22 protein-coding genes are annotated in these 23,386 nt (G+C 73.1%); 20 read left to right on the top strand and 2 right to left on the bottom strand.

Going from position 1 to position 23,386, the window contains the following annotated elements; translation table 11 throughout:
• Window positions 1–182 precede the first annotated feature (182 nt).
• The 4 genes from alr to AQJ66_RS13795 all read left to right on the top strand — a co-directional run bounded on the left by alr (window position 183) and on the right by AQJ66_RS13795 (window position 3,557).
• Window positions 183–1,349, top strand: coding sequence for an alanine racemase (alr, locus tag AQJ66_RS13810; RefSeq protein WP_061920688.1), 1,167 nt, complete (start codon window positions 183–185; stop codon window positions 1,347–1,349).
• Window positions 1,350–1,484: 135 nt separating this feature from the next.
• A complete protein-coding gene (locus AQJ66_RS13805) occupies window positions 1,485–2,744 on the top strand; it encodes an alpha/beta fold hydrolase (protein ID WP_061920686.1) in 1,260 nt (419 codons plus the stop codon).
• On the top strand, window positions 2,710–3,222 hold the full coding sequence (gene tsaE, locus AQJ66_RS13800) for a tRNA (adenosine(37)-N6)-threonylcarbamoyltransferase complex ATPase subunit type 1 TsaE (RefSeq protein WP_063804043.1): 513 nt from the start codon (window positions 2,710–2,712) through the stop codon (window positions 3,220–3,222). The genes AQJ66_RS13805 and tsaE overlap by 35 nt, the downstream gene beginning before the upstream one ends.
• Window positions 3,223–3,377: 155 nt before the next feature.
• Entirely contained in the window at window positions 3,378–3,557 is a 180-nt protein-coding gene (locus tag AQJ66_RS13795; RefSeq protein WP_061920682.1) for a hypothetical protein, read from the top strand.
• A gap of 19 nt (window positions 3,558–3,576) precedes the next feature.
• Here AQJ66_RS13795 and AQJ66_RS13790 read toward each other — a convergent pair whose 3' ends face one another.
• A complete protein-coding gene (locus AQJ66_RS13790; RefSeq protein WP_061920680.1) occupies window positions 3,577–4,134 on the bottom strand; it encodes a hypothetical protein in 558 nt (185 codons plus the stop codon).
• A gap of 113 nt (window positions 4,135–4,247) precedes the next feature.
• Here AQJ66_RS13790 and tsaB point away from each other — a divergent pair, with 113 nt between their 5' ends.
• The 12 genes from tsaB (at window position 4,248) to AQJ66_RS13730 (ending at window position 17,734) form a co-directional block, all read left to right on the top strand.
• On the top strand, window positions 4,248–4,904 hold the full coding sequence (tsaB, locus tag AQJ66_RS13785; protein WP_061920679.1) for a tRNA (adenosine(37)-N6)-threonylcarbamoyltransferase complex dimerization subunit type 1 TsaB: 657 nt from the start codon (window positions 4,248–4,250) through the stop codon (window positions 4,902–4,904).
• A gap of 17 nt (window positions 4,905–4,921) precedes the next feature.
• Complete coding sequence (locus AQJ66_RS13780; protein WP_061920907.1) at window positions 4,922–5,449, top strand: GNAT family N-acetyltransferase; 528 nt, start codon at window positions 4,922–4,924, stop codon at window positions 5,447–5,449.
• Window positions 5,442–6,533, top strand: a complete 1,092-nt coding sequence (gene tsaD, locus AQJ66_RS13775) for a tRNA (adenosine(37)-N6)-threonylcarbamoyltransferase complex transferase subunit TsaD (protein WP_061920676.1) — start codon at window positions 5,442–5,444, stop codon at window positions 6,531–6,533. The genes AQJ66_RS13780 and tsaD overlap by 8 nt, the downstream gene beginning before the upstream one ends.
• A complete protein-coding gene (locus AQJ66_RS13770; protein ID WP_061920674.1) occupies window positions 6,530–6,787 on the top strand; it encodes a hypothetical protein in 258 nt (85 codons plus the stop codon). The genes tsaD and AQJ66_RS13770 overlap by 4 nt, the downstream gene beginning before the upstream one ends.
• A gap of 105 nt (window positions 6,788–6,892) precedes the next feature.
• Entirely contained in the window at window positions 6,893–7,327 is a 435-nt protein-coding gene (locus tag AQJ66_RS13765; RefSeq protein ID WP_061920673.1) for an ester cyclase, read from the top strand.
• A gap of 324 nt (window positions 7,328–7,651) precedes the next feature.
• Entirely contained in the window at window positions 7,652–8,683 is a 1,032-nt protein-coding gene (locus tag AQJ66_RS13760) for a LacI family DNA-binding transcriptional regulator (RefSeq protein WP_061920671.1), read from the top strand.
• A 91-nt stretch (window positions 8,684–8,774) separates the two neighbouring features.
• Window positions 8,775–10,145, top strand: a complete 1,371-nt coding sequence (locus tag AQJ66_RS13755) for an endo-1,4-beta-xylanase (protein WP_061920669.1) — start codon at window positions 8,775–8,777, stop codon at window positions 10,143–10,145.
• Window positions 10,146–10,218: 73 nt separating this feature from the next.
• Window positions 10,219–11,274, top strand: a complete 1,056-nt coding sequence (locus AQJ66_RS13750; RefSeq protein ID WP_208611358.1) for an LCP family protein — start codon at window positions 10,219–10,221, stop codon at window positions 11,272–11,274.
• Between the two features lie 71 nt (window positions 11,275–11,345).
• Complete coding sequence (locus AQJ66_RS13745) at window positions 11,346–12,731, top strand: FG-GAP and VCBS repeat-containing protein (protein WP_063804042.1); 1,386 nt, start codon at window positions 11,346–11,348, stop codon at window positions 12,729–12,731.
• Between the two features lie 197 nt (window positions 12,732–12,928).
• Complete coding sequence (locus AQJ66_RS13740) at window positions 12,929–13,285, top strand: YciI family protein (RefSeq protein WP_061920664.1); 357 nt, start codon at window positions 12,929–12,931, stop codon at window positions 13,283–13,285.
• Window positions 13,286–13,328: 43 nt separating this feature from the next.
• Complete coding sequence (locus AQJ66_RS13735; protein WP_061920662.1) at window positions 13,329–14,597, top strand: RNA polymerase sigma factor; 1,269 nt, start codon at window positions 13,329–13,331, stop codon at window positions 14,595–14,597.
• 128 nt (window positions 14,598–14,725) lie between these two features.
• Window positions 14,726–17,734, top strand: a complete 3,009-nt coding sequence (locus AQJ66_RS13730) for a glycosyl hydrolase (protein ID WP_061920660.1) — start codon at window positions 14,726–14,728, stop codon at window positions 17,732–17,734.
• Between the two features lie 88 nt (window positions 17,735–17,822).
• Here the strand turns inward: AQJ66_RS13730 and AQJ66_RS13725 are convergent, their stop codons facing one another.
• Window positions 17,823–19,046 carry a THUMP-like domain-containing protein gene (locus AQJ66_RS13725; protein WP_061920658.1) on the bottom strand — a complete coding sequence of 408 codons (1,224 nt, stop codon included), beginning with the start codon at window positions 19,044–19,046 and terminating at the stop codon, window positions 17,823–17,825.
• Window positions 19,047–19,136: 90 nt separating this feature from the next.
• Between AQJ66_RS13725 and AQJ66_RS13720 the strand changes: the two genes are divergently transcribed.
• The 4 genes from AQJ66_RS13720 to groL all read left to right on the top strand — a co-directional run bounded on the left by AQJ66_RS13720 (window position 19,137) and on the right by groL (window position 23,310).
• On the top strand, window positions 19,137–20,069 hold the full coding sequence (locus AQJ66_RS13720) for a polysaccharide deacetylase family protein (protein WP_079060216.1): 933 nt from the start codon (window positions 19,137–19,139) through the stop codon (window positions 20,067–20,069).
• Window positions 20,066–20,917 carry a polysaccharide deacetylase family protein gene (locus AQJ66_RS13715; protein ID WP_061920656.1) on the top strand — a complete coding sequence of 284 codons (852 nt, stop codon included), beginning with the start codon at window positions 20,066–20,068 and terminating at the stop codon, window positions 20,915–20,917. The genes AQJ66_RS13720 and AQJ66_RS13715 overlap by 4 nt, the downstream gene beginning before the upstream one ends.
• Window positions 20,918–21,255: 338 nt before the next feature.
• Window positions 21,256–21,564, top strand: a complete 309-nt coding sequence (groES, locus tag AQJ66_RS13710) for a co-chaperone GroES (protein WP_020132158.1) — start codon at window positions 21,256–21,258, stop codon at window positions 21,562–21,564.
• Window positions 21,565–21,684: 120 nt separating this feature from the next.
• Complete coding sequence (gene groL / locus AQJ66_RS13705) at window positions 21,685–23,310, top strand: chaperonin GroEL (protein WP_061920654.1); 1,626 nt, start codon at window positions 21,685–21,687, stop codon at window positions 23,308–23,310.
• Window positions 23,311–23,386: the final 76 nt, after the last annotated feature.

Raw genomic sequence — 23,386 nt, 5'->3', positions numbered from 1 at the left:
GCCTACCTGCACGGTCTGGCGGGCCGGTTCGCGGCGCGGGGGGCGCCGGTGGGGGCGCACGATGTCGCCGCGCGGATTCCGGCGGCGTGGCGGGGCGTGACGCGCGGGTGAGGTGGATCGCGCGGGTCGTCGCCGGTCCTGGGCCCGGAGTGCCCGGAGGCCTCTGAGAGACTGGGGGCGCGATGAGTGAGACTGGTGCTGTGCCGACCGCGCCCCTGCGGGCCCGGGCCGAGATCGATCTGGGTGCCCTCCGGGCCAACGTGCGGGCTCTGCGCGCCCGGGCGTCGGGTGCGGCCGTGATGGCCGTCGTCAAGTCGGACGCGTACGGCCACGGCGCGGTGCCGTGTGCCCGCGCGGCCGTCGAGGCGGGCGCGACCTGGCTCGGCACGGCCACCCCCGAGGAGGCCCTCGCGCTGCGCGCCGCCGGCCTGGACACGCGGATGCTGTGCTGGCTGTGGGTGCCGGGCGGCCCCTGGCGGCAGGCGATCGAGGCCGGCATCGACGTCTCGCTGAGCGGCATGTGGGCCCTGCGCGAGGTCACCGAGGCCGCCCGGTCGGCCGGAACCCCCGCGCGGGTGCAGCTGAAGGCCGACACCGGCCTCGGCCGCAACGGCTGCCAGCCCGCGGACTGGCCCGAACTGGTCGCCGGGGCGCTCCGCGCCGAGGCCGAGGGGCTGGTCCGGGTCACCGGCCTGTGGTCCCACTTCGCCTGCGCCGACGAACCCGGGCACCCCTCCATCGCCGCCCAGCTCACCCGCTTCCGGGAGATGGTCGCGTACGCCGAGCAGCAGGGCGTGCGCCCCGAGGTGCGGCACATCGCCAACTCGCCGGCCACCCTCGCCCTCCCCGAGACCCACTTCGACCTCGTCCGGCCCGGCATCGCCACGTACGGCGTGTCGCCGAGCCCGGAGATCGGCACCCCGGCCGACTTCGGCCTGCGCCCGGTGATGACGCTGAGCGCCTCCCTCGCGCTGGTCAAGCACGTCCCCGCCGGACACGGCGTCAGCTACGGCCACCACTACGTCACCCCGGGCGCCACCACCCTCGGCCTCGTCCCCGTCGGCTACGCGGACGGCGTCCCCCGGCACGCCTCCGGCACCGGGCCCGTGCTGGTGGACGGCAAGTGGCGGACCGTCGCCGGACGCGTGGCCATGGACCAGTTCGTGGTGGACCTGGGCGGCGACGAGCCCCCGGTGGGCGCGGAGGCGGTGCTCTTCGGCCCCGGCGACCGCGGCGAGCCCACCGCCGAGGACTGGGCGCAGGCCTGCGGCACGATCGCCTACGAGATCGTGACACGGATCGGAACCCGCGTTCCGCGCGTCTATGTGAACGGGGAACAAGCGGGGTAGTCCCTTCGGGGGGCGGTGCACTTCCCGCGGCCGGTTACACCGGTCCCCGAGGGCAACACGGACAAGCGAGCACCACAGCGGTACCACCTGTTTCACTCACCCAGCGAACTGCAGTACGGCGAAGAGGAGCGGTACGTGAGCGAGAGCAGTGCGGAGGCCGTGGCGGACGTCGTCGCCTCGGCGGCCGCCGCCTCCGCCGCGGGGGCGGCCGGGAGCCTGCGCAGGGCGACCGGCCTCGCCGGCGCCGCGATAGGCGTGCTCGCCGCGGGCGCGGCCGCCGGGGTCGCCATCGAGCGGATGACGGTCGGCCGCGGGATGCGCAGGAAGGCGCGGCTCGCGCTGGACTCCGCGGGCCCCTACGGCACCCTGCGCGGCACGCCGGGCAAGGCGTACGCCGACGACGGCACCGAGCTGTACTACGAGGTCGACGACGTCGAGCCGGACCCGGGCCCCGGTGTCTCCCCGCGCCGCCGGCGGCTCTTCGGACGCAAGGCGCCCGCCCCGGTCACCGTCGTCTTCTGCCACGGCTACTGCCTCAGCCAGGACTCCTGGCACTTCCAGCGCGCCGCTCTGCGCGGGGTCGTCCGGACCGTGCACTGGGACCAGCGCAGCCACGGCCGGTCCGGGCGGGGCGTGGCACAGACCCGGGACGGCGCGCCCGTCACCATCGACCAGCTCGGCCGCGACCTGAAGGCGGTCATCGACGCGGCCGTGCCGACCGGGCCGATCGTGCTGGTCGGGCACTCCATGGGCGGGATGACCATGATGGCGCTGGCCGCCCAGTTCCCGGAGCTGATCCGCGACCGGGTCGTCGCCACCGCCTTCGTCGGCACCTCGTCGGGGCGGATGGGCGAGGTCAACTTCGGGCTCCCGGTGGCCGGCGTCAACGCGGTGCGCCGGATCCTCCCCGGTGTGCTGAAGGCGCTCGGCCAGCAGGCGGAGCTGGTGGAGAAGGGGCGCCGGGCCACCGCCGACCTGTTCGCCGGGGTCATCAAGCGGTACTCCTTCGCCTCCCGGGACGTCGACCCGGCCGTCGAGCGGTTCGCCGAGCGGATGATCGAGGCGACGCCCATCGACGTGGTCGCGCAGTTCTACCCGGCCTTCACCGACCACGACAAGACCGAGGCCCTCGCCTGCTTCCGGGACTTCCCGGTGCTCGTGCTGGCCGGTGTGCAGGACCTGGTCACGCCCAGCGAGCACAGCGAGGCCATCGCCGACCTGCTGCCGGACGCCGAACTGGTGCTCGTGCCGGACGCCGGGCACCTGGTGATGCTGGAGCACCCGGAAGTGGTCACCGACCGCCTCGCCGACCTGCTCACCCGCGCGGGCGCCGTGCCGGCAGGGGCTACCGTTAGCGGTTATGGAAGCACCAGCAGCACCGCACAACCCCGCTGAGACCCGGCTGACCGTCACCTCTCCCGAGCAGATGCGGGACCTGGGCCGGCGCCTCGCCAAGCTGCTGCGCGCGGGCGACCTGGTCATGCTCACCGGGGAGCTGGGCGCGGGCAAGACGACGCTGACCCGCGGGCTCGGCGAGGGGCTCGGGGTGCGCGGCGCCGTCACCTCGCCGACCTTCGTGATCGCCCGTGTGCACCCCTCTCTGGGCGGTGGCCCGCCCCTGGTCCACGTCGACGCCTACCGGCTCTCCGGCGGCCTCGACGAGATGGAGGACCTGGACCTCGACGTCTCCCTGCCCGACTCGGTGATCGTCGTGGAGTGGGGCGAGGGCAAGGTCGAGGAGCTGACCGAGGACCGGCTGCAGGTCGTCATCCACCGCGCCGTCGGCGACACCGTGGACGAGGTGCGCCACGTGACGCTGACCGGGCTCGGGGAGCGGTGGGCGGAGGCCGGCCTGGAGACCCTGGCCGCCTGACCGGCCACGTCGGATCCGCCCGCGGGATCTCCCGCCGGTTCCCGACACCGTGTCGGCACCATATTGCGCAGCGCACCCCGGGCGTGGTCACATGGGAGTCAGCCCGTGGTTAGGCGTGCCTAACCACGCCGGCCCTCGCACTTCAGGAGGCGTCCATGACCGCATCCCGCCCCCCGGCGCGGCCGGCCCGGCCGTCCCTGCGCACCGAAGCGACCGGCGTGTCCATGCGTGAACTCCTGGCGTCCTGCGCGGCGGCGGACGCGGTCTCCCGGCCGCCCCGCGCGCCGGACCCCGAGCGCCCGGGACGGGCCGAGAAGCGGCCGCAGGCTGCCTAGACCCTCCAGGCCCCGGCCCCTAGCGGATCACCACCACCCGCTCACCGATCGTGGCGAACTTCCACATCGCGTCGCCGTCCTCCCGCCGCTCCCGGATCCCGCCCGTCTTGACGCTCCCCGTCGTCGTGTCCGCGCCGACGCCGACCACCGCGCTGAAGCCGATCACCACCCCGTCCACGCTGGTGAACCGCACCACGTGCTCGATGGGCACGCCGTCCGTGCCGGTGACCGCGTTGGACCGGGACGTGACCCAGTACGTGCCCACCGGCGGGTCGACGGTGCCGGGGTTCACGCCGAAGCTGCGCAGCACCTGGTTGTGCTCGTCGACCAGCCAGACCCGGTCGTCGTCCACCGAGTACACGACCCGTTCACCCGTACCGGAGCCGCTCGGCAGGGCGGCCGGGTTGCGCGGGTCGCGGGGGGCCTTGGTGGTGGCCGGCGCGTGCGAGGCGCTCGGACCGGGCCGGCCGCTCAGACTGGCCGGGACGGTCGCCCGTGCCTGGTAGGCGAGGAATCCGACGGTTCCGACGGCCGCCGCGGTGAGGCAGGCCACGATCCCCGAACTGCTCCCTGCCACGTGCGCCCACCTCTGCCTCGTACCATATGTCGTACTTCGTACGAACCGTAGCAGTCGGTGACCGTCCGTCCGGGGCGGCCGTGCGCGAGGCGCGGGCGCCGTAGGCTGTTCGCGTGCTCTTGCTCGCTCTGGATACCGCCACCCCCGCCGTCACCGTCGCGCTGCACGACGGCACGGACGTCATCGCCTCCTCGACCCAGGTGGACGCGCGCCGGCACGGAGAGCTGCTGCTGCCGGCCGTCGACCGCGTGCTCGCCGAGGCCGGGCTCAGACTGGACGCCGTCACCGGGATCGTCGTGGGCATCGGGCCCGGGCCGTACACCGGTCTGCGCGTCGGCCTGATGACCGCCGACACCTTCGGCCTTGCGCTCGGCGTCCCCGTGCACGGCGTGTGCACGCTGGACGGCCTCGCCTACGCCGCCGACATCGAGAAGGGCCCCTTCGTCGTGGCGACCGACGCCCGGCGCAAGGAGGTCTACTGGGCCACGTACGCCGACTCGCACACGCGCCTGACCGACCCGGCCGTCGACCGGCCCGCCGACATCGCCGAGCGGGTCGCCGGGCTCCCGGCCGTCGGCGCGGGCGCGCTGCTCTACCCGGACACCTTCCCGAGCGCCCACGAGCCCGAACACGTCTCGGCCGCCGCCCTCGCCTCGCTCGCCGCCGGGAAGCTGGCCGCGGGCGAGGAGCTGCCGGCGCCCCGTCCGCTGTACCTGCGCCGCCCGGACGCGCAGGTCCCCAGGAACTACAAGGTGGTCACGCCGAAGTGACCGTACGACTGCGCGAGATGCGCTGGTGGGACATCGACCCGGTGCTGGGTCTGGAGAAGGACCTCTTTCCCCAGGACGCCTGGTCCCGGGGCATGTTCTGGTCCGAGCTGGCCCACTCCCGGGGCCCCGGGGCGACCCGCCGGTACGTAGTCGCCGAGGAGACGGGGGAGACGGGAGAGACCGGGGAAGCCGGGGAAGCCGAGGAGACGGCGGAGGCCGGCCGGATCCTCGGGTACGCCGGCCTGACCGCCTCCGGGGACCTGGGCGACGTCCAGACCATCGCCGTCGCCCGCGACCACCAGGGCACCGGCCTGGGCGCGCGGCTGCTGTCCGACCTGCTGCGGGCGGCCACCGCCTTCGAGTGTCACGAGGTGATGCTCGAGTGCCGGGTCGACAACCTCCCCGCCCAGAAGCTGTACGAGCGCTTCGGCTTCGAACCCGTCGGCTTCCGGCGCGGCTACTACCAGCCGGGGAACGTCGACGCCCTGGTGATGCGCCTCACCGACCCCTCCGCATCCGTACAAGGAACCGAGATCAATGGCTGACGAACCCCTCGTCCTCGGCATCGAGACCTCCTGCGACGAGACCGGCGTCGGCATCGTCCGCGGCACCACCCTGCTGGCGGACGCCGTCGCCTCCAGTGTCGACGAGCACGCCCGTTTCGGCGGCGTCGTCCCCGAGGTCGCCTCCCGCGCGCACCTGGAGGCGATGGTCCCGACCATCGACCGCGCGCTGAAACAGGCGGGCGTCTCCGCCCGCGACCTCGACGGCGTGGCCGTGACCGCGGGTCCCGGCCTCGCGGGCGCGCTGCTCGTCGGCGTCTCGGCGGCCAAGGCGTACGCCTACGCGCTCGGCAAGCCGCTCTACGGCGTCAACCACCTCGCCTCGCACATCTGCGTGGACCAGCTGGAGCACGGCCCGCTGCCCGAGCCGACGATGGCGCTGCTGGTGTCCGGCGGCCACTCCTCGCTGCTGCTGTCCTCGGACATCACCTCCGACGTCCGCCCGCTGGGGTCCACCATCGACGACGCGGCCGGCGAGGCCTTCGACAAGATCGCCCGCGTGCTGGACCTCGGCTTCCCGGGCGGCCCGGTCATCGACCGCTACGCCCGGGAGGGCGACCCGGCGGCGATCGCCTTCCCGCGCGGCCTGACCGGCCCGCGCGACCCGCTGTACGACTTCTCCTTCTCCGGGCTGAAGACGGCGGTGGCCCGCTGGATCGAGGCCAAGCGGGCGGCCGGCGAGGAGGTCCCGGTCCGCGACGTGGCCGCCTCCTTCCAGGAGGCCGTCGTCGACGTCCTGACCCGCAAGGCGGTGCGCGCCTGCAAGGACGAGGGCGTCGACCACCTGATGATCGGCGGTGGCGTGGCCGCCAACTCGCGGCTGCGCGCCCTGGCGCAGGAGCGCTGCGAGGCGTCCGGCATCCGGCTGCGCGTCCCGCGTCCCAAGCTGTGCACGGACAACGGCGCGATGGTCGCGGCGCTCGGCGCCGAGATGGTCGCCCGGGGCCGGGCCGCATCGAGCTGGGACCTGTCCGCCGACTCCTCCCTGCCGGTGACGGATCCTCACGTCCCCGGGCACGGCCACGACCACGTGCACGAGGCCGGCGCCGGGAACCTGTACTCGTGACGGTCGCCCTGATGTGGGAGGCCCGGGCCGCCGCGGGCCGGGGCGAGGAGCTGCTGGCCTGGGTGCGCGGCCAGGGCCTCGCCCCGGAGCCGGTGCGCCGGGAGACCTTCCGGGCGCCGCAGGACCGGGTGCTGGTGATCACGTGGTGGGACGCGCCGTACGACGCCGACCTGCCCGAACTGCCCGAGCCGGACGCCCCGTTGGTGACGCGGCCGGTGCACCGGTGGCGGTTCGAGTCCGCCGACGGGGAATAGCCCGGACCGCCGAGATGCAGGCGCCCTGGCCCGGCGCCAGCATGGAGGGAGGGCTGCTCGGACTCATCGGGAGAGCGCCCCGGCTCGGGGAAGACGGAGGCTCCCATGGCACAGGACACCGAAAGGTTCATCCGCGACCTCTTCTCGGCGTGGAACAACCGCGACTACGAGGCCATCGCGGAGTCGGTGGCGCCCGACTGCACCCTGGTCGAGGAGGGCAGCGGCAGGACGCTCAAGGGCCCGGAGGGCTTCACGCGGCTCGCCAGGTCCCTGTTCGACGCGATGCCCGACGGCACGTTCACGGTCGACCACCTCACGGCCCAGGGGGACACGGTGGTCATCGAGTACACCGGCGACGGGACCCAGACGGGCGACCTGATCCTGCACGCCGGGACGGTGCCCGCCACCGGCCGGCACGTCACGGTGCACGCGTGCGACATCTACGAGGTCAAGGACAACAAGATCCAGGAAGCCCGCGCCTATCTCGACACCGGCGCCATCATGGCCCAGCTCGGCCTGACCGAGCGCAAGGGCGCCTGACCTCGAAGGTGCGGACACCCGCCAAGGTGCGCTATGATCATCACACGCGAACGGCCGGAACAACGGTCCGGACGACGTGCGTTGGTGGTCCAAGGAAAGACGCCCCGCTTCCTGCGGGGAAATGCAGGTGCAAGGCCTGCCCGGCGCTCCACTGAAACCCCGCCCCCGATCACGGGGGGCGGGGTTTCGCGTTGCCCGCCCCAACCGCGCCCCGTTCTGCACCAGGGCGTGGCGAATATTTCGGTCAGGGAGCCGAATCTTCCGGGGCAACCCCGCCGAGCGCGCCCCTTCGCCAGACGGTCCCGCGGGGATACGATCGCCGGCATGAAACCTTCGAAGCCCGCAGGAACGCAGACGGCGACCCTCGCCGAGATCGCCCGGGAGGCCGGGGTCTCCGCTCCGACTGTTTCGAAGGTCCTCAACGGCCGCGCCGACGTCGCCCCCGCCACCCGCACCCGCGTCGAGGAACTGCTGCGTTCCTACGGCTACCGGCGCCGCCGCGCCGAGGCCTCCCGTTCCCCGCTGATCGACCTGGTCTTCCATGAGCTGGAGAGCGCCTGGGCGATGGAGGTCATCCGGGGCGTGGAGAACGTGGCCCGGGACGCGGGGCTCAGCGTGGTGCTGTCGGAGTCGGCCGGGCGGCTCACCCCGGGCCGGACCTGGGCCGACCAGGTCGCCGCCCGCCGCCCGCACGGGGTGATCCTCGTGCTGTCCGGCCTCGACGAGTCGCAGCGGGCCCTGCTGACCAGCCGGTCCATCCCGTTCGTGGTGATGGACCCGGCCGGCGATCCGGGCCCGGACGTGCCCTCCATCGGCGCCACCAACTGGCAGGGCGGCCTCGCCGCCACCCGCCACCTGGTGGAGCTCGGCCACACCCGGATCGGCGCCATCAGCGGGCCCGTCCGGATGATGTGCGCCCGCGCCCGGGTCGACGGCTACCGGGCGGCGCTGGAGACGGCCGGGGTGCCCGTCGACCCCTCGCTCATCGTGGCCGGCGACTTCCACCACGACGCCGGCTACCGCCTGGGCATGGAACTGCTGCGCCGCCCCGACCGGCCCACCGCCGTCTTCGCGGGCAACGACCTGCAGGCGCTAGGCCTGTACGAGGCCGCGCGCGAGCTGGGTCTGCGCGTCCCGGAGGACCTGAGCGTGGTCGGCTTCGACGACCTGCCGGTGGCCCGCTGGGTGGGCCCGCCGCTGACGACCGTACGGCAGCCGCTGACGGAGATGGCCGAGGCCGCGGCCCGGCTCGTGCTGGAACTGGGACGCGCCGAGGACGAGCGGGCGGCCACCCGGGTGGAGCTGGCGACGACCCTCGTGGTGCGCTCGAGCACGGCGGCGCCGCAGGAGGCGTGAGCGGGCACGCGTATTGACGGGTGCCCAGGGTCACCCCACACTGCTCCGAAGCCAATCGGTTTTTCAACCGAAACTTTCGGAGGCACCCGCGATGAGATCTCTGAGAACGGGCTTATCCCTGACGTCACTTGCGTCGCTCGCGTCCCTCGCGGCCGGAGCGGCGCTGTTCCTCACGGCGCCCGCGGCGCACGCCGCGGACACCCCGCTGCGCGACCTGGCGGCGGCCAAGGGCAAGGTCGTCGGCACCGCCGTCACCGGCTCCAAGCTCACCGGCGCCTACGGCGACGTCGCCGGGACCCAGTTCAGCTCGCTGACCCCGGGCAACGCCATGAAGTGGGGGAGCGTCGAGCCCACCCGGGGCAGCTTCGACTGGACCGAGGCCGACCAGATCGTGGCCTTCGCCCAGGCCCACCACCAGCAGGTACGCGGCCACACCCTGGTCTGGCACAACCAGAACCCGAGCTGGCTCACCAACGGCGGCTTCACTCCGGCCCAGCTCGGCAGCCTGCTGCACGACCACATCGACACCGAGGTGGGCCGCTACAAGGGCAAGATCGCCGCCTGGGACGTCGTGAACGAGCCGTTCAACGAGGACGGCACCTACCGCTCCACCATCTGGTACGACAACCTCGGCTCCGGCTACATCGCCAACGCCCTGACCTGGGCGCACGCGGCCGACCCGGACGCCAAGCTGTACATCAACGACTACAACGTCGAGGGCGTCGACGCGAAGTCCACCGCCCTGTACAACCTGGTGAGATCCCTCAAGGCGCAGGGCGTCCCGATCGACGGCGTGGGCCTGCAGGCCCACCTGATCCTCGGCCAGGTGCCCTCCACGCTCCAGCAGAACATCCAGCGCTTCGCCGACCTCGGCGTGGACGTGGCGATCACCGAGCTGGACATCAGGATGCAGACCCCCGCCGACAGCACGAGACTCACCCAGCAGAAGGCCGACTTCAAGTCCGTGGTGGCCGCCTGCGCGGCCGTCACCCGGTGTGTCGACGTGACCGTGTGGGGCTTCGCCGACAGCGACTCCTGGGTGCCGGGCACCTTCCCCGGCTACGGGGCGGCGACGCCGTACGACGACAACTACGCGCCGAAACCGGCGTACTACGGCATCGCGGAGGCCCTGGGCGGCACGACGACCACCCCGCCACCGCCGACGGGCGGCGCCTGCACCGCCGCCTACACCGTGAGCAGCCAGTGGAACGACGGCTTCACCGGCGAGGTCACGCTTTCCTGCTCCGGCGCCTCGCTGTCGGGGTGGAAGGTGAACTGGAACTTCGGCTCGGGCCAGAAGATCACCCAGGCCTGGAACGCCACGTGCACCCAGTCCGGCGCCGCGGTGTCGTGCGCCAACGCCTCGTACAACGGGTCGGTGCCGGACGGCGGTTCGGTGTCGTTCGGGTTCAACGGCTCGTGGAGCGGGAGCAATCCGGTGCCCACGGTGACTCTGGGATGAGAATTCCGCAAGAAAACCGACTCTCACGGCTTCCGCTAACAGTCCGCTAATAATCCGGATTTACGTTCCTGCCGTGACCGGACACGACGAGAACGGCGACGAAGGCAGACGGAGCGGCCGGCGGCCCGGCGTACTGAAGGCCGCCGGCCTGCTCCTGGCAGGTGCCCTGGTGCTCGGCTCGGCCACCGCGGCCTGGGCCTACTGGCACCTGAACCACAACATCCGCAGCGTCGACATCGACGGCGCGCTCGGCGACGACCGTCCCGCGCGGGCGGTGGCCGGCCCGGCCGCCTCCACCTCCGCATCGGCCGCCCCGCTGCCCACCGGGGCCCTGAACATCCTGGTCCTCGGCTCCGACTCGCGCAGCGGCAAGGACAACAGGAAGCTCGGGGGCGGCGACAGCTCCGGCGCCCGCTCCGACACCGCGATGGTCGTGCACGTCGACACCGGCCGGACCAGGGCGACCGTCGTCAGCATCCCGCGCGACACCCTGGTCACCCGCCCGTCCTGCCCGCTGCCCTCCGGAGGCTCGACCGCCGTGGCCCACCAGGCGATGTTCAACAGCGCCTACGCGGTCGGCGGCCCGGTGTGCGCCGTCAAGACCGTCGAGGCGATGACCGGCGTCCGCATGGACCACTACCTCGAGATCGACTTCGCCGGCTTCGCCAAGCTGGTGGACGCCCTCGGCGGGGTCACCGTCACCACCGCCCAGGACATCGACGACGACAGGAGCCACCTGCACCTGAAGGCCGGCACCCACCACCTGGACGGCACCCGGGCGCTCGCCCTGGCCCGCACCCGGCACGGCATAGGCGACGGCAGCGACCTCGGCCGCATAGGCCTCCAGCAGAAGCTGGTCAAGGCCCTGCTGACGCAGATGGCCGCCACCGACCTGCTCACCGACCCGGCGAAGCTGTACCGGGTCGCCGACGCCGTCACCGCGAGCCTCACCACGGACACCGGCCTGGACTCCCTCGGCGAACTGACCCGGCTCGGCGAGAGCCTGCGGGGCCTGCCGGCCGGCCGGGTGCGGACGGTGATGATGCCGGTCGTCACCGCGCCCTCCGACCCCAACCGGGTGGTGGCGAGGCAGCCGGCGGCCAACAAGCTCTGGGCGTCGCTGCGTTGACCGGTACAACCATCCCCGGGGCGCGCGAGTCTCCTGCGGTGACCAGTCACCGTACACAGGGGGTTGTTCCTTTGTTCTCGCTGCGTTCGCACGCCCGCTGGGCGCTGCCCGTGGCCCTGGGCGTCACCGCCCTCGGGCTCGCCGTCCCGGCCGCGTCGGCGAAGCCCGCCGTGCCCGTCCACGACGACTTCAACGGCGACGGGTACGCCGACCTGGCCGTCGCCGCCCCCAAGGCCACCGTCTCCGGGCAGAGCGGAGCCGGGTACGTCGCCGTCGTGTACGGCGGCCCGCACGGTGTGTCGGCGGACCGGCACACCGTCCTCAGCCGCAGCACCACCGGCGTCCCCGGCGCCGCCGCCGGGAAGCAGGGCTTCGGCGGCCGGCTGTCCCGGGGCGACCTGGACGGGGACGGGTACGCCGACCTGGTCGTCGCCACCTCCTCCGGCAAGGGCGACGCGGTCGTCTTCTGGGGCGGCAAGAGCGGCCTGAGCGGCTCGCGCAGCACCTCGGTGGCCGCGAGCGACACCCAGACCGGCGACTTCAACGGCGACGGCAGGCTCGACCTGGCCGTCTTCCGCACCACCCCGGCCGGCGGGGACGACCCGAACGGCAGCACCGGCGCGGTCTGGTCCGGCCCGTTCACCCGCTCCGGCACGCCGGCCGCGAAGAAGTCGTTCGACGCCGGCTACCTGAAGTACGTCGACGTCCACGGGGGCGCCACCGGCGACGTGAACGGCGACGGCCGCACCGACCTGGCGCTGCGCGTCTACTGCGGCGACGGCTCCTACTGCACCCGCTTCTACACCGGCACCCCCACCGGCCTCACCGCCCAGGGCGCCGTACCCGGCGGCGGGGGAGCCGTCGCCCTCGGCGACCTCGACGGCGACGGATACGACGACGTCGCGGTCGGCGAGCCCGACGACGCCCTGGTGCGGGTGGCGTACGGCTCGCCGTCCGGCCCCGGCCCGCAGAGCGGCTGGAAGTCCTACAGCCAGTCCACCCCGGGCGTGCCGGGCACGGCCGACGAGGTCGACAACTTCGGCGCCGCCCTGTCCACCGGGGACATCACCGGAGACGGCATCGACGACCTCGTCATCGGCGCGCCGAACAAGGAGCTGGGCTACGACGACGCCGCCGGAGCCGTCGTCGTCCTGCAGGGCGGCAGCTCCGGGCTCACCGCCACGAACGCGCAGCAGATCACCCAGGGCACGCCCGGGGTGCCCGGCGCGAGCGAGCTGGCCGACACCTTCGGCGCGGCGACCGCCCTGCTCGACACCGACCGGGACGGCCACGCCGACCTGGCCGTCGGCGCGCCCGGCGAGAACGGCCGCAACGGCGCGGTGACGGTGCTGCGCGGCGCTGCCTCGGGCGTCACGGCGGACGGGGCGCTCTCCGTCAGCGGCAAGAAGATCGGGGCGCCGTACACGAAGTCGGCGTTCGGGGCGGTACTGCGCTAGGGCTCGTTTGGATCACGCCGGGCTCGCGGGGTCCGGCCTGATCCGAACGAAAGACCCTGGACCGCGACGGGAGAGGGGGCGCCGCCGGAAGAAAATTCCGGAAGTTCTCTCGTGAGCGTGTCGATCCGGGTGTCTCCCGTTCGACGCATGGGTGAGTGGCGGGGACAGGCCCCGCCGCCCCTACCGAAGGAGCCACCATGCCCCGCTACCTCTCCCTCGTGCGCATCGACGAGTCCTCCGCGCCCGCCGAGGGCCCCAGCGAGCAGCTGATGCAGCGGATGGGTGAACTGATCGAGGAGGTCACCAAGGCCGGCGTGATGCTCGACACCGCCGGTCTCACCCCGACCGCCCAGGGCACCCGGGTGCGCTGGGAGGGCGGCACGCTGTCGGTGACCGACGGCCCGTTCACCGAGACCAAGGAGGTCGTCGGCGGCTACGCGATCATGCAGTGCAAGGACAAGGCCGAGGCCCTGGAGTGGGCCCAGCGGTTCGTGCAGGTCCACGAGGACTTCTGGACCGTGACCTGCGAGGTGCGCGAGATCGCCGAGGGCTGAGATCCCTGGCGCCCTGCCGTACGGGGGTGTTGCATGGTGGGCTGTGGAACCACAGCCCACCGCGCCACGGCCCACCGCCGTGCGCGCCATCGAGACCGTCTTCCGCCTGGAGTCCCCGCGGGTGATCGCCGGCGTCGCCCGGATCGTGCGGGACGTCGGCATCGCCGAGGAACTGGCGCAGGACGCCCTGGTCGCGGCCCTGGAGCGGTGGCCCCGGGACGGCGTGCCGGACAACCCCGGCGCCTGGCTCATGGCCACCGCCCGCCACCGCGCCGTCGACCTCGTCCGGCGCCGGGAGACCTACGCCCGCAAGCTGCGCGAGATCGGCCGGGACCTGCCGGAGACGGTCCCGCCCGAGGAGCCCGCCGACCCCGAGGACATCGACGACGACCTGCTCCGCCTGGTCTTCACCACCTGCCATCCGGTGCTCTCCGCCGAGGCCCGCACCGCGCTCACCCTGCGGCTGCTGGGCGGCCTGACCACGGCCGAGATCGCCCGCGCCTACCTGGTCCCGGAGCCGACGGTCGCCCAGCGCATCGTCCGGGCCAAGAAGACCCTCGCCAGAAGGAACGTCGCCTTCGAGGTGCCCTACGGCCCCGACCGCGAGGCGCGCCTCGACTCCGTCCTGGACGTCATCTACCTGATCTTCAACGAGGGGTACGCGGCCACCGCCGGCGACGACCTGCTGCGCCCCGGCCTGTGCGAGGACGCCCTGCGCCTGGCCCGGGTGCTGTCCGCCCTGATGCCGAAGGAACCCGAGGTGCACGCGCTGACCGCGCTGCTGGAGTTCCAGGCCTCCCGCACGGCCGCCCGCACCGGCCCGGACGGTGAACCGGTCCTGCTGGAGGACCAGAACCGCCGCCGCTGGAACCGCATGCTCATCGCCCGCGGCATCCGCGCCCTGGCCAGGGCCGACGCGACCGCCGCCGGCGCCCCCGGCCGCTACGCGCTCCAGGCCGCCATCGCCGCCTGCCACGCGCACGCCTACACCTACGAGGAGACCGACTGGCGCACCATCGCCACCCTGTACGGCCTGCTCGCCGCCCGCTTCCCGTCCCCGGTCGTCGAACTGAACCGCGCCGTCGCCGTCGCCATGGACCAGGGCCCGGCCGCGGGGCTGGACATCGTGGACGCCCTCGCCGCCGAACCCGCCCTGCGCGACTACCACCTGCTGCCCAGCGTGCGCGGTGACCTGCTGCGACGGCTGGGCCGGACGGCCGAGGCGCGCGCCGAGTTCGCCCGGGCGGCCGGGCTGGCCCGCAACGGGCGCGAACGGGAACTGCTGCGGCGCAGGGCGGGGGAGTCGCCGTAGCGCCGAAGGGCAATGTGGCGCCGACATCTTGACCCCGCCGGGAGGGGCGGCTTAGCGTCCAGTCGTTCACAGCTGATTGAAACGATTCAATCGCTGGTTCCTCCCCTGAACCTCCCTGGGACGCACTCATGCATCGACACAACTCGCAAGCCGGCGGTCCCTCCCGTCGTTCGGTCCTGACCGCCGGCGTGGCCGCCGCCACCGCCGTGGCGCTCGGGGCCACGTCGCCTGGCGCGGTCGCACGCGCCGCCGACGGCGGGACCGGGCCCGGCGGCGACTGGTTCGCGGACCCCGCGCGGGCGGTGCGCCCCCGGTTCCGGTGGTGGTGGCCCGACGGCCTGGTGGACCCGGACGAGATCGCCCGGGAGATCGACCAGATCGCCGACGCGGGCTTCGGCGGGGTCGAGATCGCCGCCGTCCACCACAGCGTCCAGGACAAGTCCGTCCTCGACACCGCCCGCCACGGCTGGGGCGGCAAACCCTGGCGCGACGGCGTGGAGGCGGCGCTGAGCCAGGCCGCCCGACGGGGTGTCACCGTCGACATCACCCTCGGCCCGAGCTGGCCCGTGGCCGTGCCCGGCGTCACCCCCGACGACGACGCGGCCGCCCAGGAACTCGCCTACGGCCGGGCCCCGGTGGCCGCCGGCGCCACCTACCAGGGGCCGGTGCCGCCGCCCGTGCGCGCGGCGGCCGGCGGGGTCACCCGGCAGCGGCTGCTCGCCGTACAGGCGGCCCGCGTCGAACCGGCGAACGCCACCCGCAAGGAGACCGGCCTCGACTTCGGAAGCGTCCGCGACCTCACGGCTTCCGTCACGGACGGGACGCTGACCTGGACGGCGCCCGGAGCCGGGGACTGGGTGCTGATCTCGTACTGGCAGCGCGGTTCCGGACAGCAGCCCGAGTCCGGCCCGCACTCCGCGCCGGCCGCCTACGTCGTCGACCACCTCAGCGCCGAGGGGACCGCCGCGGTCACCGGCTACTGGGAGAGCCAGGTGCTGACCCCCTCCGTGCGGCGGCTGCTGAAGGCCGCGGGCGGCACGTTCTTCGAGGACTCCGTGGAACTGGAGACCACCGGCCTGACCTGGACCACCGGGCTGCCCGACGCCTTCGAGGAGCACACCGGACGGCCGCTGCTGCCGTACCTGCCCGCGCTCGTCCTGGACAAGAGCAACCAGGTCTTCGCGTTCGAGGCCCAGCTGACCCGGCAGATCAGGCACGACTTCTGGGAGACCGTGTCGGGCCTGTTCAACCGGCACCACCTGGGGGCGCTGCGGGACTGGGCGCACCCGCTGGGCATGGGCCTGCGCGCGCAGCCGTACGGCCTGCAGACCGACGCCATCGCGTCGGCGGCGATCCTCGACGTCCCCGAGGGCGAGTCCCTCGGCTTCAAGAACCTCGACGACTTCCGCTGCCTGGCCGGCGGCCGCGACATGGCCGGGCACACGGTGCTGTCCTGCGAGGCGGGCGCGTACAACGGGTCGGCGTACAGCACGACCTGGGACCGCTTCCTGCGCACCATGGGCGGCGCCTACGCGGCGGGCGTCAACCAGACGGTCGTGCACGGCTTCTCCTACGCCACCGCGCCCGGCGTGAGCTGGCCCGGCTTCGCGGCCTTCAGCCCGTACAACGGCACGCCCGGCTACGGCGAGTCGTGGGGGCCCCGGCAGCCCACCTGGCAGCACGTCACCGACCTCTCCGGCTACCTCGGCCGTGTGCACCGGGTTCTGCAGACCGGTACTCCCAGGGTGGACGTCGCCGTGTTCCGGCAGACCGGCTACAGCGCGACCGGCATCGGCGCGTCCTGGTTCACCGCGACCGGCGTCCCGCTCGGCTGGACCCACCAGTTCCTCAGCGGCCCGCTGCTCGCCCTGCCGAGCGCCACCGTGTCCGCCGGCCGGCTCGCCCCGGACGGCCCCGCCTACAAGGCGCTGTTCGTCGAGGGCGACTTCTTCTACGCCTCCACCCCCACGCTCGCCCTGGCCGACGCCCGCAGGATCCTCGAACTGGCCGAGGCGGGACTGCCGGTCGTCCTGTTCGGCGCCTTCGACCAGGCGCTGACCCCGGGCGTGCCCGCGCCGGGCGAGACGGACCGGCTGCGCGAGGTTCTCGCCCGCCTGCTGGCCCTGCCCCACGTCGTCCGCGTCACCGACAAGACGGCGATCGGGGACGCGCTCACCCGGCTCGGCGTGACGCCCGACGCGCGCTACGCCACCGCCTCCACCCTGCTCAACGCGCACCGGGCCACCGCGGAGGCGGACTTCTACTACCTGTGCAACGGCAAGCACGCCGAGACCGTCAAGCCGCCCGTGGCGGCGATCGACCACGAGGTGACGCTGCGCCGCACCCGGGGCGGTGCCGCGGTGCCGTACCTGCTCGACCCGTGGACGGGCGAGGCCGTACGGCTCGCCCGGTACACCCGTGACGGCGACGGCTTCACCCTGCGCGTCACGCTCCAGCCCGGGCAGACGGCGATCGTCGCGCTGGGCCGGCCCGGACTGTTCGGCGACCGCGACGGCGACCGCCCGTACGCGGTGGCCACGGACGCCGACGCGGTGCTCTTCACCCGGCGGGGCCTGGCGGTACGGGCGACGACGGCGGGCACCCGCACGACGCGGCTGTCGACGGGGCGCACGGTCACCACGGCCGTCCCGTCCGTCCCCGAACCGATCGCCCCGGCCCGCTGGCAGCTGGAGGTCGAGGACTGGTACCCCGGTGCCACGGCGACGAAGACCGAGAAGGTGCGCAGGACGGTGACGCTCGACGCCCTCCTGCCCTGGTCGCGGATCCCCGAGCTGGCCGACTCGGCGGGCATCGGCCGGTACCGCACCACGGTCACCCTGCCGGCCGAGTGGGACGCGTCCCACGGTGCGCTGTTGGACCTCGGGCAGGTCAGCGACACGTTCCGGGTGACCGTCAACGGCACCCGGCTCGCCCCGGCCGACCGGCTGCACCCCGTCGTCGACCTCGGCACCCTGCTGCGGAGCGGCGAGAACACGCTGGAGGTCGAGGTGGCGACCCCGCTGATCAACCGCCTCCGGGCCGCTCAGCCGGCCGTGTTCGGCGGCGTCGCACGCCAGGACCACGGCCTCGTGGGGCCCGTGAGGCTGACGCCGTACGTGCAGGCGGACCTGGACTGATCGCAACCGCTGCCGGACCGGCGCACCCGACGCACCCGGCGGGGCCGGGTGCGTCGGTTTTTGAACGTTTCAATGCGTCGGGGTGCCTCTAGGCCGGCCGCACGGGCCGCCCGATCAGCATGGTCGGTGCCCCGGCCACCCGGGTGAGGAACACCGTCGCCGCGTTCGGCCCCTGCGGCTTGACCTTCCTGCGCAGTTCCTCGGGCTCGACCGCCGAGCCCCGCTTCTTCACCGTCAGGACGCCGACCTGCCGTTCCCGCAGCAGGGCCTTCAGCCTCTTGACGTTGAAGGGCAGCCGGTCGGTGATCTCGTAGGCCGTGGCGTACTCCGTGGCGTGCGGCTCGTCGGCGGTGACGTACGCGATCGTCTCGTCGAGGAGCCCGCCGCCGACCTGTTCGGCCACCTCGGCGACCAGGTGGGCGCGGATGACGGCGCCGTCGGGCTCGTACAGGTACCGGCCGACGGGCCGCACGGCCGGGTCGGGCAGGCCGCGGGAGCGCAGGGTGCGCGGGCCCGGCAGCAGGGTGGCGCGGACCAGGCCCGGCTCGGTCCCGAACCACAGGACCGCCTCCTTCACGTCCCCGCCGTCCGAGATCCACTCCGCCTCGGCCTCGGCGGGCACCGCCTCGTGCGGGATTCCGGGGGCGACCTTCAGGGCCGCGCGCGGTGCCCCGAGGGCGGCGGCGACGGCCCAGGACAGCGGCGGCGAATAGGCCTCCGGATCGAAGATGCGCCCGCCCGTCGCCCGGCCACCACCCCTCAACGACGCGCTCCGCGCGGCTCCCCCTGGTCTGCCCCCGCGCCGGGCCGGGTCGGCGAACACGGCGTCGTAGCCCTCGGTGCTCACCTGCGTGACGTCCGCCTCGCGCACCTCGATCAGCTCACCCAGCCCGAGCGCCTCGGCGTTCGCCCGGGCCACCGCCGCCGTCAGCGGATCCCGGTCCACGGCCAGCACCCGGATGCCGGCCCGCGCGAGCGCGATCGCGTCGCCGCCGATCCCGCAGCACAGGTCGGCGACCGAGGTGACCCCCAGCTCCGTGAACCGCCGTGCCCGGTACGCCGCCACGCTCGCCCGGGTGGACTGCTCCACCCCGTTCGGCGTGAAGAACATCCGCCCGGCGTCCTCGGCCCCGAACTTCGCCGCCGCCCGCTGCCGCAGCCGCGCCTGCCCGAGGGCCGCCGACACCAGCTCGGCGGGGTGCTCGCGGCGCAGCCGGGTGGCGACGGCCAGTTCCTGCGCGGGGTCGGTGTCGCGGACCTCGTCGAGGAGGGCGCGGCCTTCGGGGGTGAGGAGCGGGGCGAGGTCGTTCACCGGGTCATTGTGGGCCAGTCGGTGGACCGTGCGCCCGCGGCGGTGGTGTCGGGCCGGATGCGGGACCGGTGCCTGGTTGGATCCAAAGCCATGCGAGTCGTAGTACAAAATGACAAATTCCGGGCACGGCTCCTGAAGCTCGCCCTCCGCTGCGGTGCGGCCGCGCTGGCCTCCGCCGCCCTCGCCTCCGGCTGCTCCGCCCCCGACGCGGACTCCCACACCCACCCCGCGTCCGGCGGGCAGCCCGCCCGGGGCGGCCCCGCGGACCCGGCCGCCCGCGCGCAGCGCCAGGCCGCCGAACACGCCCGGCTGGTCGCCGCCGCCAAGCGCTGGGGACTGGACCAGGTCCCGCTGACCCCTCCGCCGCCGCCCGCGGTGAAGCCGAGGATCACCGCCCGGCCCGGCTTCGAGGTGGACCACCAGGAGGACTGGAACCTGCCGCCGGTCTTCACCACGATCCCGACCAGGCAGAAGATCGTCTTCCTCACGATCGACGACGGCTCGGAGAAGGACCCCAGGTTCCTGCAGATGATGCGGGACCTGAAGATCCCGTACACCGCGTTCCTCAGCGACTACCTGGTGAAGGACGACTACGGCTACTTCCGCAAGGCGCAGTCCTACGGCAACACCCTCAACAACCACACCCTGCACCACCCCTACCTGCCCGGCCTCACCTACGAGCAGCAGCAGGACGAGATCTGCGGCATGCAGGACGTCATGCAGCGGCAGTTCGGCAAGCGCCCCGAGGTCTTCCGGCCGCCCTACGGCAACTACAACCAGGACACCCTGATGGTCGCCAAGTCCTGCGGCATCAAGTACGCGCCGATCTGGAACGAGGAGGTGTACGTCGACCACTGGGAGTACCGCGAGGACGACCAGAAGATGCGCCCCGGCGACATCGTGCTCACCCACTTCCGCGGCACCGACGACTGGGACGGCACGATGGTCGACGACATGCGCCGCTTCCTGAACAAGGTCACGAGCGACGGCTACGCCGTGGCCCGCCTGGAGGACTACCTGTGACGCGGGGGAGGAGTCCGGGGCGCGGCCCGGCGCGCGCCCGCCCCGCGCTCGCCGCCGCACTCGCCTCCTCCCTGCTGCTCATCGGCTGCGCCTCCTCCGTCGACCCCATCGAACGCCTGGGCAAGCGGGCGGCCGGCGAGGTGCGGCCGCCCGGCCCGGCGGCCGCGGGCCGCGCCTACCGCCGCTGGGGCCTGACCGCCCCGCTCGCCGCCCCGCCCAGCCCGCCGGCCCGCCCGTTGTCCGCCCACCGGCCCGGCGCCCCGCTGCCCCGGGCCGTGGACCACGTGGCCACCCGCGACAAGGTCGTCTTCCTCACCTACGACGACGGCGCCGAACGCGACCCCCGGTTCGTCGACATGGTCCGCGAACTCCGCCTGCCCGTCAGCCTCTTCCTCACCGACAGCGTCGTGGGACCCGGCTACGGCCACTTCGCCCGGCTGCGCGCGGCCGGCGCCGGCATCGAGAACCACACCCTCGAACACCGCGCCCTGGCCGGGCTGCCGTACGCCGGCCAGCGCACCGAGATCTGCGGCCAGCAGGACCGGCTCAGATCCCGCCTCGGCGTCCGCCCCCGCCTCTTCCGCCCGCCCTACGGCGCCTACGACACCACCACCCGGCGCGCGGCGGCCGACTGCGGCATCTCCACCCTCGTCCTGTGGCGGGCCGCGATGACCCCGGCCGACCTCGTCTACACCCACGGCGAGCACCACCTGCGCCCCGGTGACATCGTCGTGGTCGGCCCCGACGAGGCCACGGGCCCGTCCCTGAGCGACCGCACGACCCGGGTGCTGCGCAGGGTGCAGCAGCGGGGGCTGACGGTGGGGCGGTTGGAGGACTATCTGGACTGAGGCCGATCCGGGGGCGGGCGCCGATCAGCCCGTCCGGCGTTTGAGGACGAGGGCCGAAGGCCCGACAGCGGGGGCCTGGGGGCGGCAGCCGCCCAGACGGCGGGGCAAGAGGCGGCCGCTCACCCACTCCGGTAGCCCACTCTCGGCCGACGCGCCGCACGGCAATTGGCACTCCGCTTGACCGAGTGCTAATCGCGGTCATAGTCTCGGCTCTGGCACTCCCCACTGGAGAGTGCCAACAACGCGACGGGCAGGTCCGGCACCCGCGACGACGGATCCACCTGGTCGCCACCTCAGACAGTTAACCCCGTGAGATCTCCGAAGGGGGAGGTCGGATCGTGACGACCACCAGCTCCAAGGTTGCCATCAAGCCGCTCGAGGACCGCATCGTGGTCCAGCCGCTCGACGCCGAGCAGACCACCGCCTCTGGCCTGGTCATCCCGGACACCGCGAAGGAGAAGCCCCAGGAGGGCGCCGTCCTCGCCGTGGGCCCGGGTCGGTTCGAGAACGGCGAGCGCCTGCCGCTCGACGTCAAGGTCGGCGACGTCGTCCTGTACAGCAAGTACGGCGGCACCGAGGTGAAGTACAACGGCGAGGAGTACCTCGTCCTCTCGGCTCGCGACGTCCTCGCGATCATCGAGAAGTAGTCACCTCGAAGCAATCTCTGCTTTGAACTGCGCCCCTGGCCCCCGCGACCGATAAGAAGCCGGGCGCCCGGGGCGCAGTCGTCTTTTATCCCCAACCATTCCGAGAGGGCTCCCGCTGTCATGGCGAAGATCCTGAAGTTCGACGAGGACGCCCGTCGCGCCCTCGAGCGCGGCGTCAACAAGCTGGCCGACACGGTGAAGGTGACGATCGGCCCCAAGGGCCGCAACGTCGTCATCGACAAGAAGTTCGGCGCCCCCACCATCACCAACGACGGTGTCACGATCGCCCGCGAGGTCGAGATCGAGGACCCGTACGAGAACCTCGGCGCGCAGCTGGTGAAGGAGGTGGCGACCAAGACCAACGACATCGCGGGTGACGGCACCACCACCGCCACCGTGCTCGCCCAGGCGCTGGTCCGCGAGGGCCTGAAGAACGTCGCCGCGGGTGCCTCCCCGGCCGCCCTGAAGAAGGGCATCGACGCCGCCGTCAAGGCCGTCTCCGACGAGCTGCTCGCCTCGGCCCGCCCGATCGACGAGAAGTCCGACATCGCCGCCGTCGCCGCGCTGTCCGCCCAGGACCAGCAGGTCGGCGAGCTGATCGCCGAGGCGATGGACAAGGTCGGCAAGGACGGTGTCATCACCGTCGAGGAGTCCAACACCTTCGGTCTGGAGCTGGACTTCACCGAGGGCATGGCCTTCGACAAGGGCTACCTGTCGCCGTACTTCGTCACGGACCAGGAGCGTATGGAGGCCGTCCTCGACGACCCGTACATCCTGATCAACCAGGGCAAGATCAGCTCCATCCAGGACATGCTGCCGCTGCTGGAGAAGGTCATCCAGTCGGGTGCCTCCAAGCCGCTGCTGATCATCGCCGAGGACGTCGAGGGCGAGGCCCTGTCGACCCTGGTCGTCAACAAGATCCGCGGCACCTTCAACGCGGTCGCGGTCAAGGCCCCGGGCTTCGGCGACCGCCGCAAGGCGATGCTGCAGGACATGGCGGTCCTCACCGGCGCCACCGTCATCTCCGAGGAGGTCGGCCTCAAGCTCGACCAGGTCGGTCTCGACGTCCTCGGCTCCGCCCGCCGCGTCACCGTCACCAAGGACGACACCACGATCGTCGAGGGTGCCGGCAAGGCCGAGGACCTGACGGGCCGCGTCGCGCAGATCAAGGCCGAGATCGAGAACACCGACTCCGACTGGGACCGCGAGAAGCTCCAGGAGCGCCTCGCCAAGCTGGCCGGCGGCGTGTGCGTGATCAAGGTCGGCGCCGCCACCGAGGTGGAGCTGAAGGAGAAGAAGCACCGTCTGGAGGACGCCATCTCCGCGACCCGCGCCGCGGTCGAGGAGGGCATCGTCTCCGGTGGTGGCTCCGCGCTGGTCCACGCCGTCAAGGTCCTCGAGGGCAACCTCGACAAGACCGGCGACGAGGCCACCGGTGTCTCGGTCGTCCGCCGCGCCGCCGTCGAGCCGCTGCGCTGGATCGCCGAGAACGCCGGCCTCGAGGGCTACGTGATCGTCTCCAAGGTCGCCGAGCTGGACAAGGGCAACGGCTACAACGCCGCCACCGGCGAGTACGGCGACCTGGTCAAGGCCGGCGTCATCGACCCGGTCAAGGTCACCCGCTCCGCCCTGGAGAACGCCGCCTCCATCGCCTCCCTGCTCCTGACGACCGAGACCCTGGTCGTCGAGAAGAAGGAAGAGGAAGAGCCGGCCGCCGCGGGCCACGGCCACGGCCACGCCCACTGAGCGCTGCGCTGAGCCTCGGCTGAGCTGAACCACGGTGCCCAGCGCCCCTTCGGGGGTGCTGGGCACCGTGCGTTTT

This window comes from Streptomyces bungoensis (assembly GCF_001514215.1).
Lineage (GTDB): Bacteria > Actinomycetota > Actinomycetes > Streptomycetales > Streptomycetaceae > Streptomyces > Streptomyces bungoensis.
The sequence above is the reverse complement of the archived record's forward strand: the minus strand, read 5'-3'. Positions and strand labels throughout refer to the sequence as shown.

Bases quoted from the DNA above. Each gene is read 5' to 3' on its own strand.
- AQJ66_RS13780 (WP_061920907.1), top strand. From the start codon at position 4,922: ATGCGCTGGTGGGACATCGACCCGGTGCTGGGTCTGGAGAAGGACCTC.
- tsaD (WP_061920676.1), top strand. From the start codon at position 5,442: ATGGCTGACGAACCCCTCGTCCTCGGCATCGAGACCTCCTGCGACGAG.
- AQJ66_RS13760 (WP_061920671.1), top strand. From the start codon at position 7,652: ATGAAACCTTCGAAGCCCGCAGGAACGCAGACGGCGACCCTCGCCGAG.
- AQJ66_RS13720 (WP_079060216.1), top strand. From the start codon at position 19,137: ATGCGAGTCGTAGTACAAAATGACAAATTCCGGGCACGGCTCCTGAAG.
- AQJ66_RS13755 (WP_061920669.1), top strand. From the start codon at position 8,775: ATGAGATCTCTGAGAACGGGCTTATCCCTGACGTCACTTGCGTCGCTC.
- groL (WP_061920654.1), top strand. From the start codon at position 21,685: ATGGCGAAGATCCTGAAGTTCGACGAGGACGCCCGTCGCGCCCTCGAG.
- AQJ66_RS13740 (WP_061920664.1), top strand. From the start codon at position 12,929: ATGCCCCGCTACCTCTCCCTCGTGCGCATCGACGAGTCCTCCGCGCCC.
- AQJ66_RS13795 (WP_061920682.1), top strand. From the start codon at position 3,378: ATGACCGCATCCCGCCCCCCGGCGCGGCCGGCCCGGCCGTCCCTGCGC.
- tsaE (WP_063804043.1), top strand. From the start codon at position 2,710: ATGGAAGCACCAGCAGCACCGCACAACCCCGCTGAGACCCGGCTGACC.
- AQJ66_RS13765 (WP_061920673.1), top strand. From the start codon at position 6,893: ATGGCACAGGACACCGAAAGGTTCATCCGCGACCTCTTCTCGGCGTGG.
- AQJ66_RS13730 (WP_061920660.1), top strand. From the start codon at position 14,726: ATGCATCGACACAACTCGCAAGCCGGCGGTCCCTCCCGTCGTTCGGTC.
- alr (WP_061920688.1), top strand. From the start codon at position 183: ATGAGTGAGACTGGTGCTGTGCCGACCGCGCCCCTGCGGGCCCGGGCC.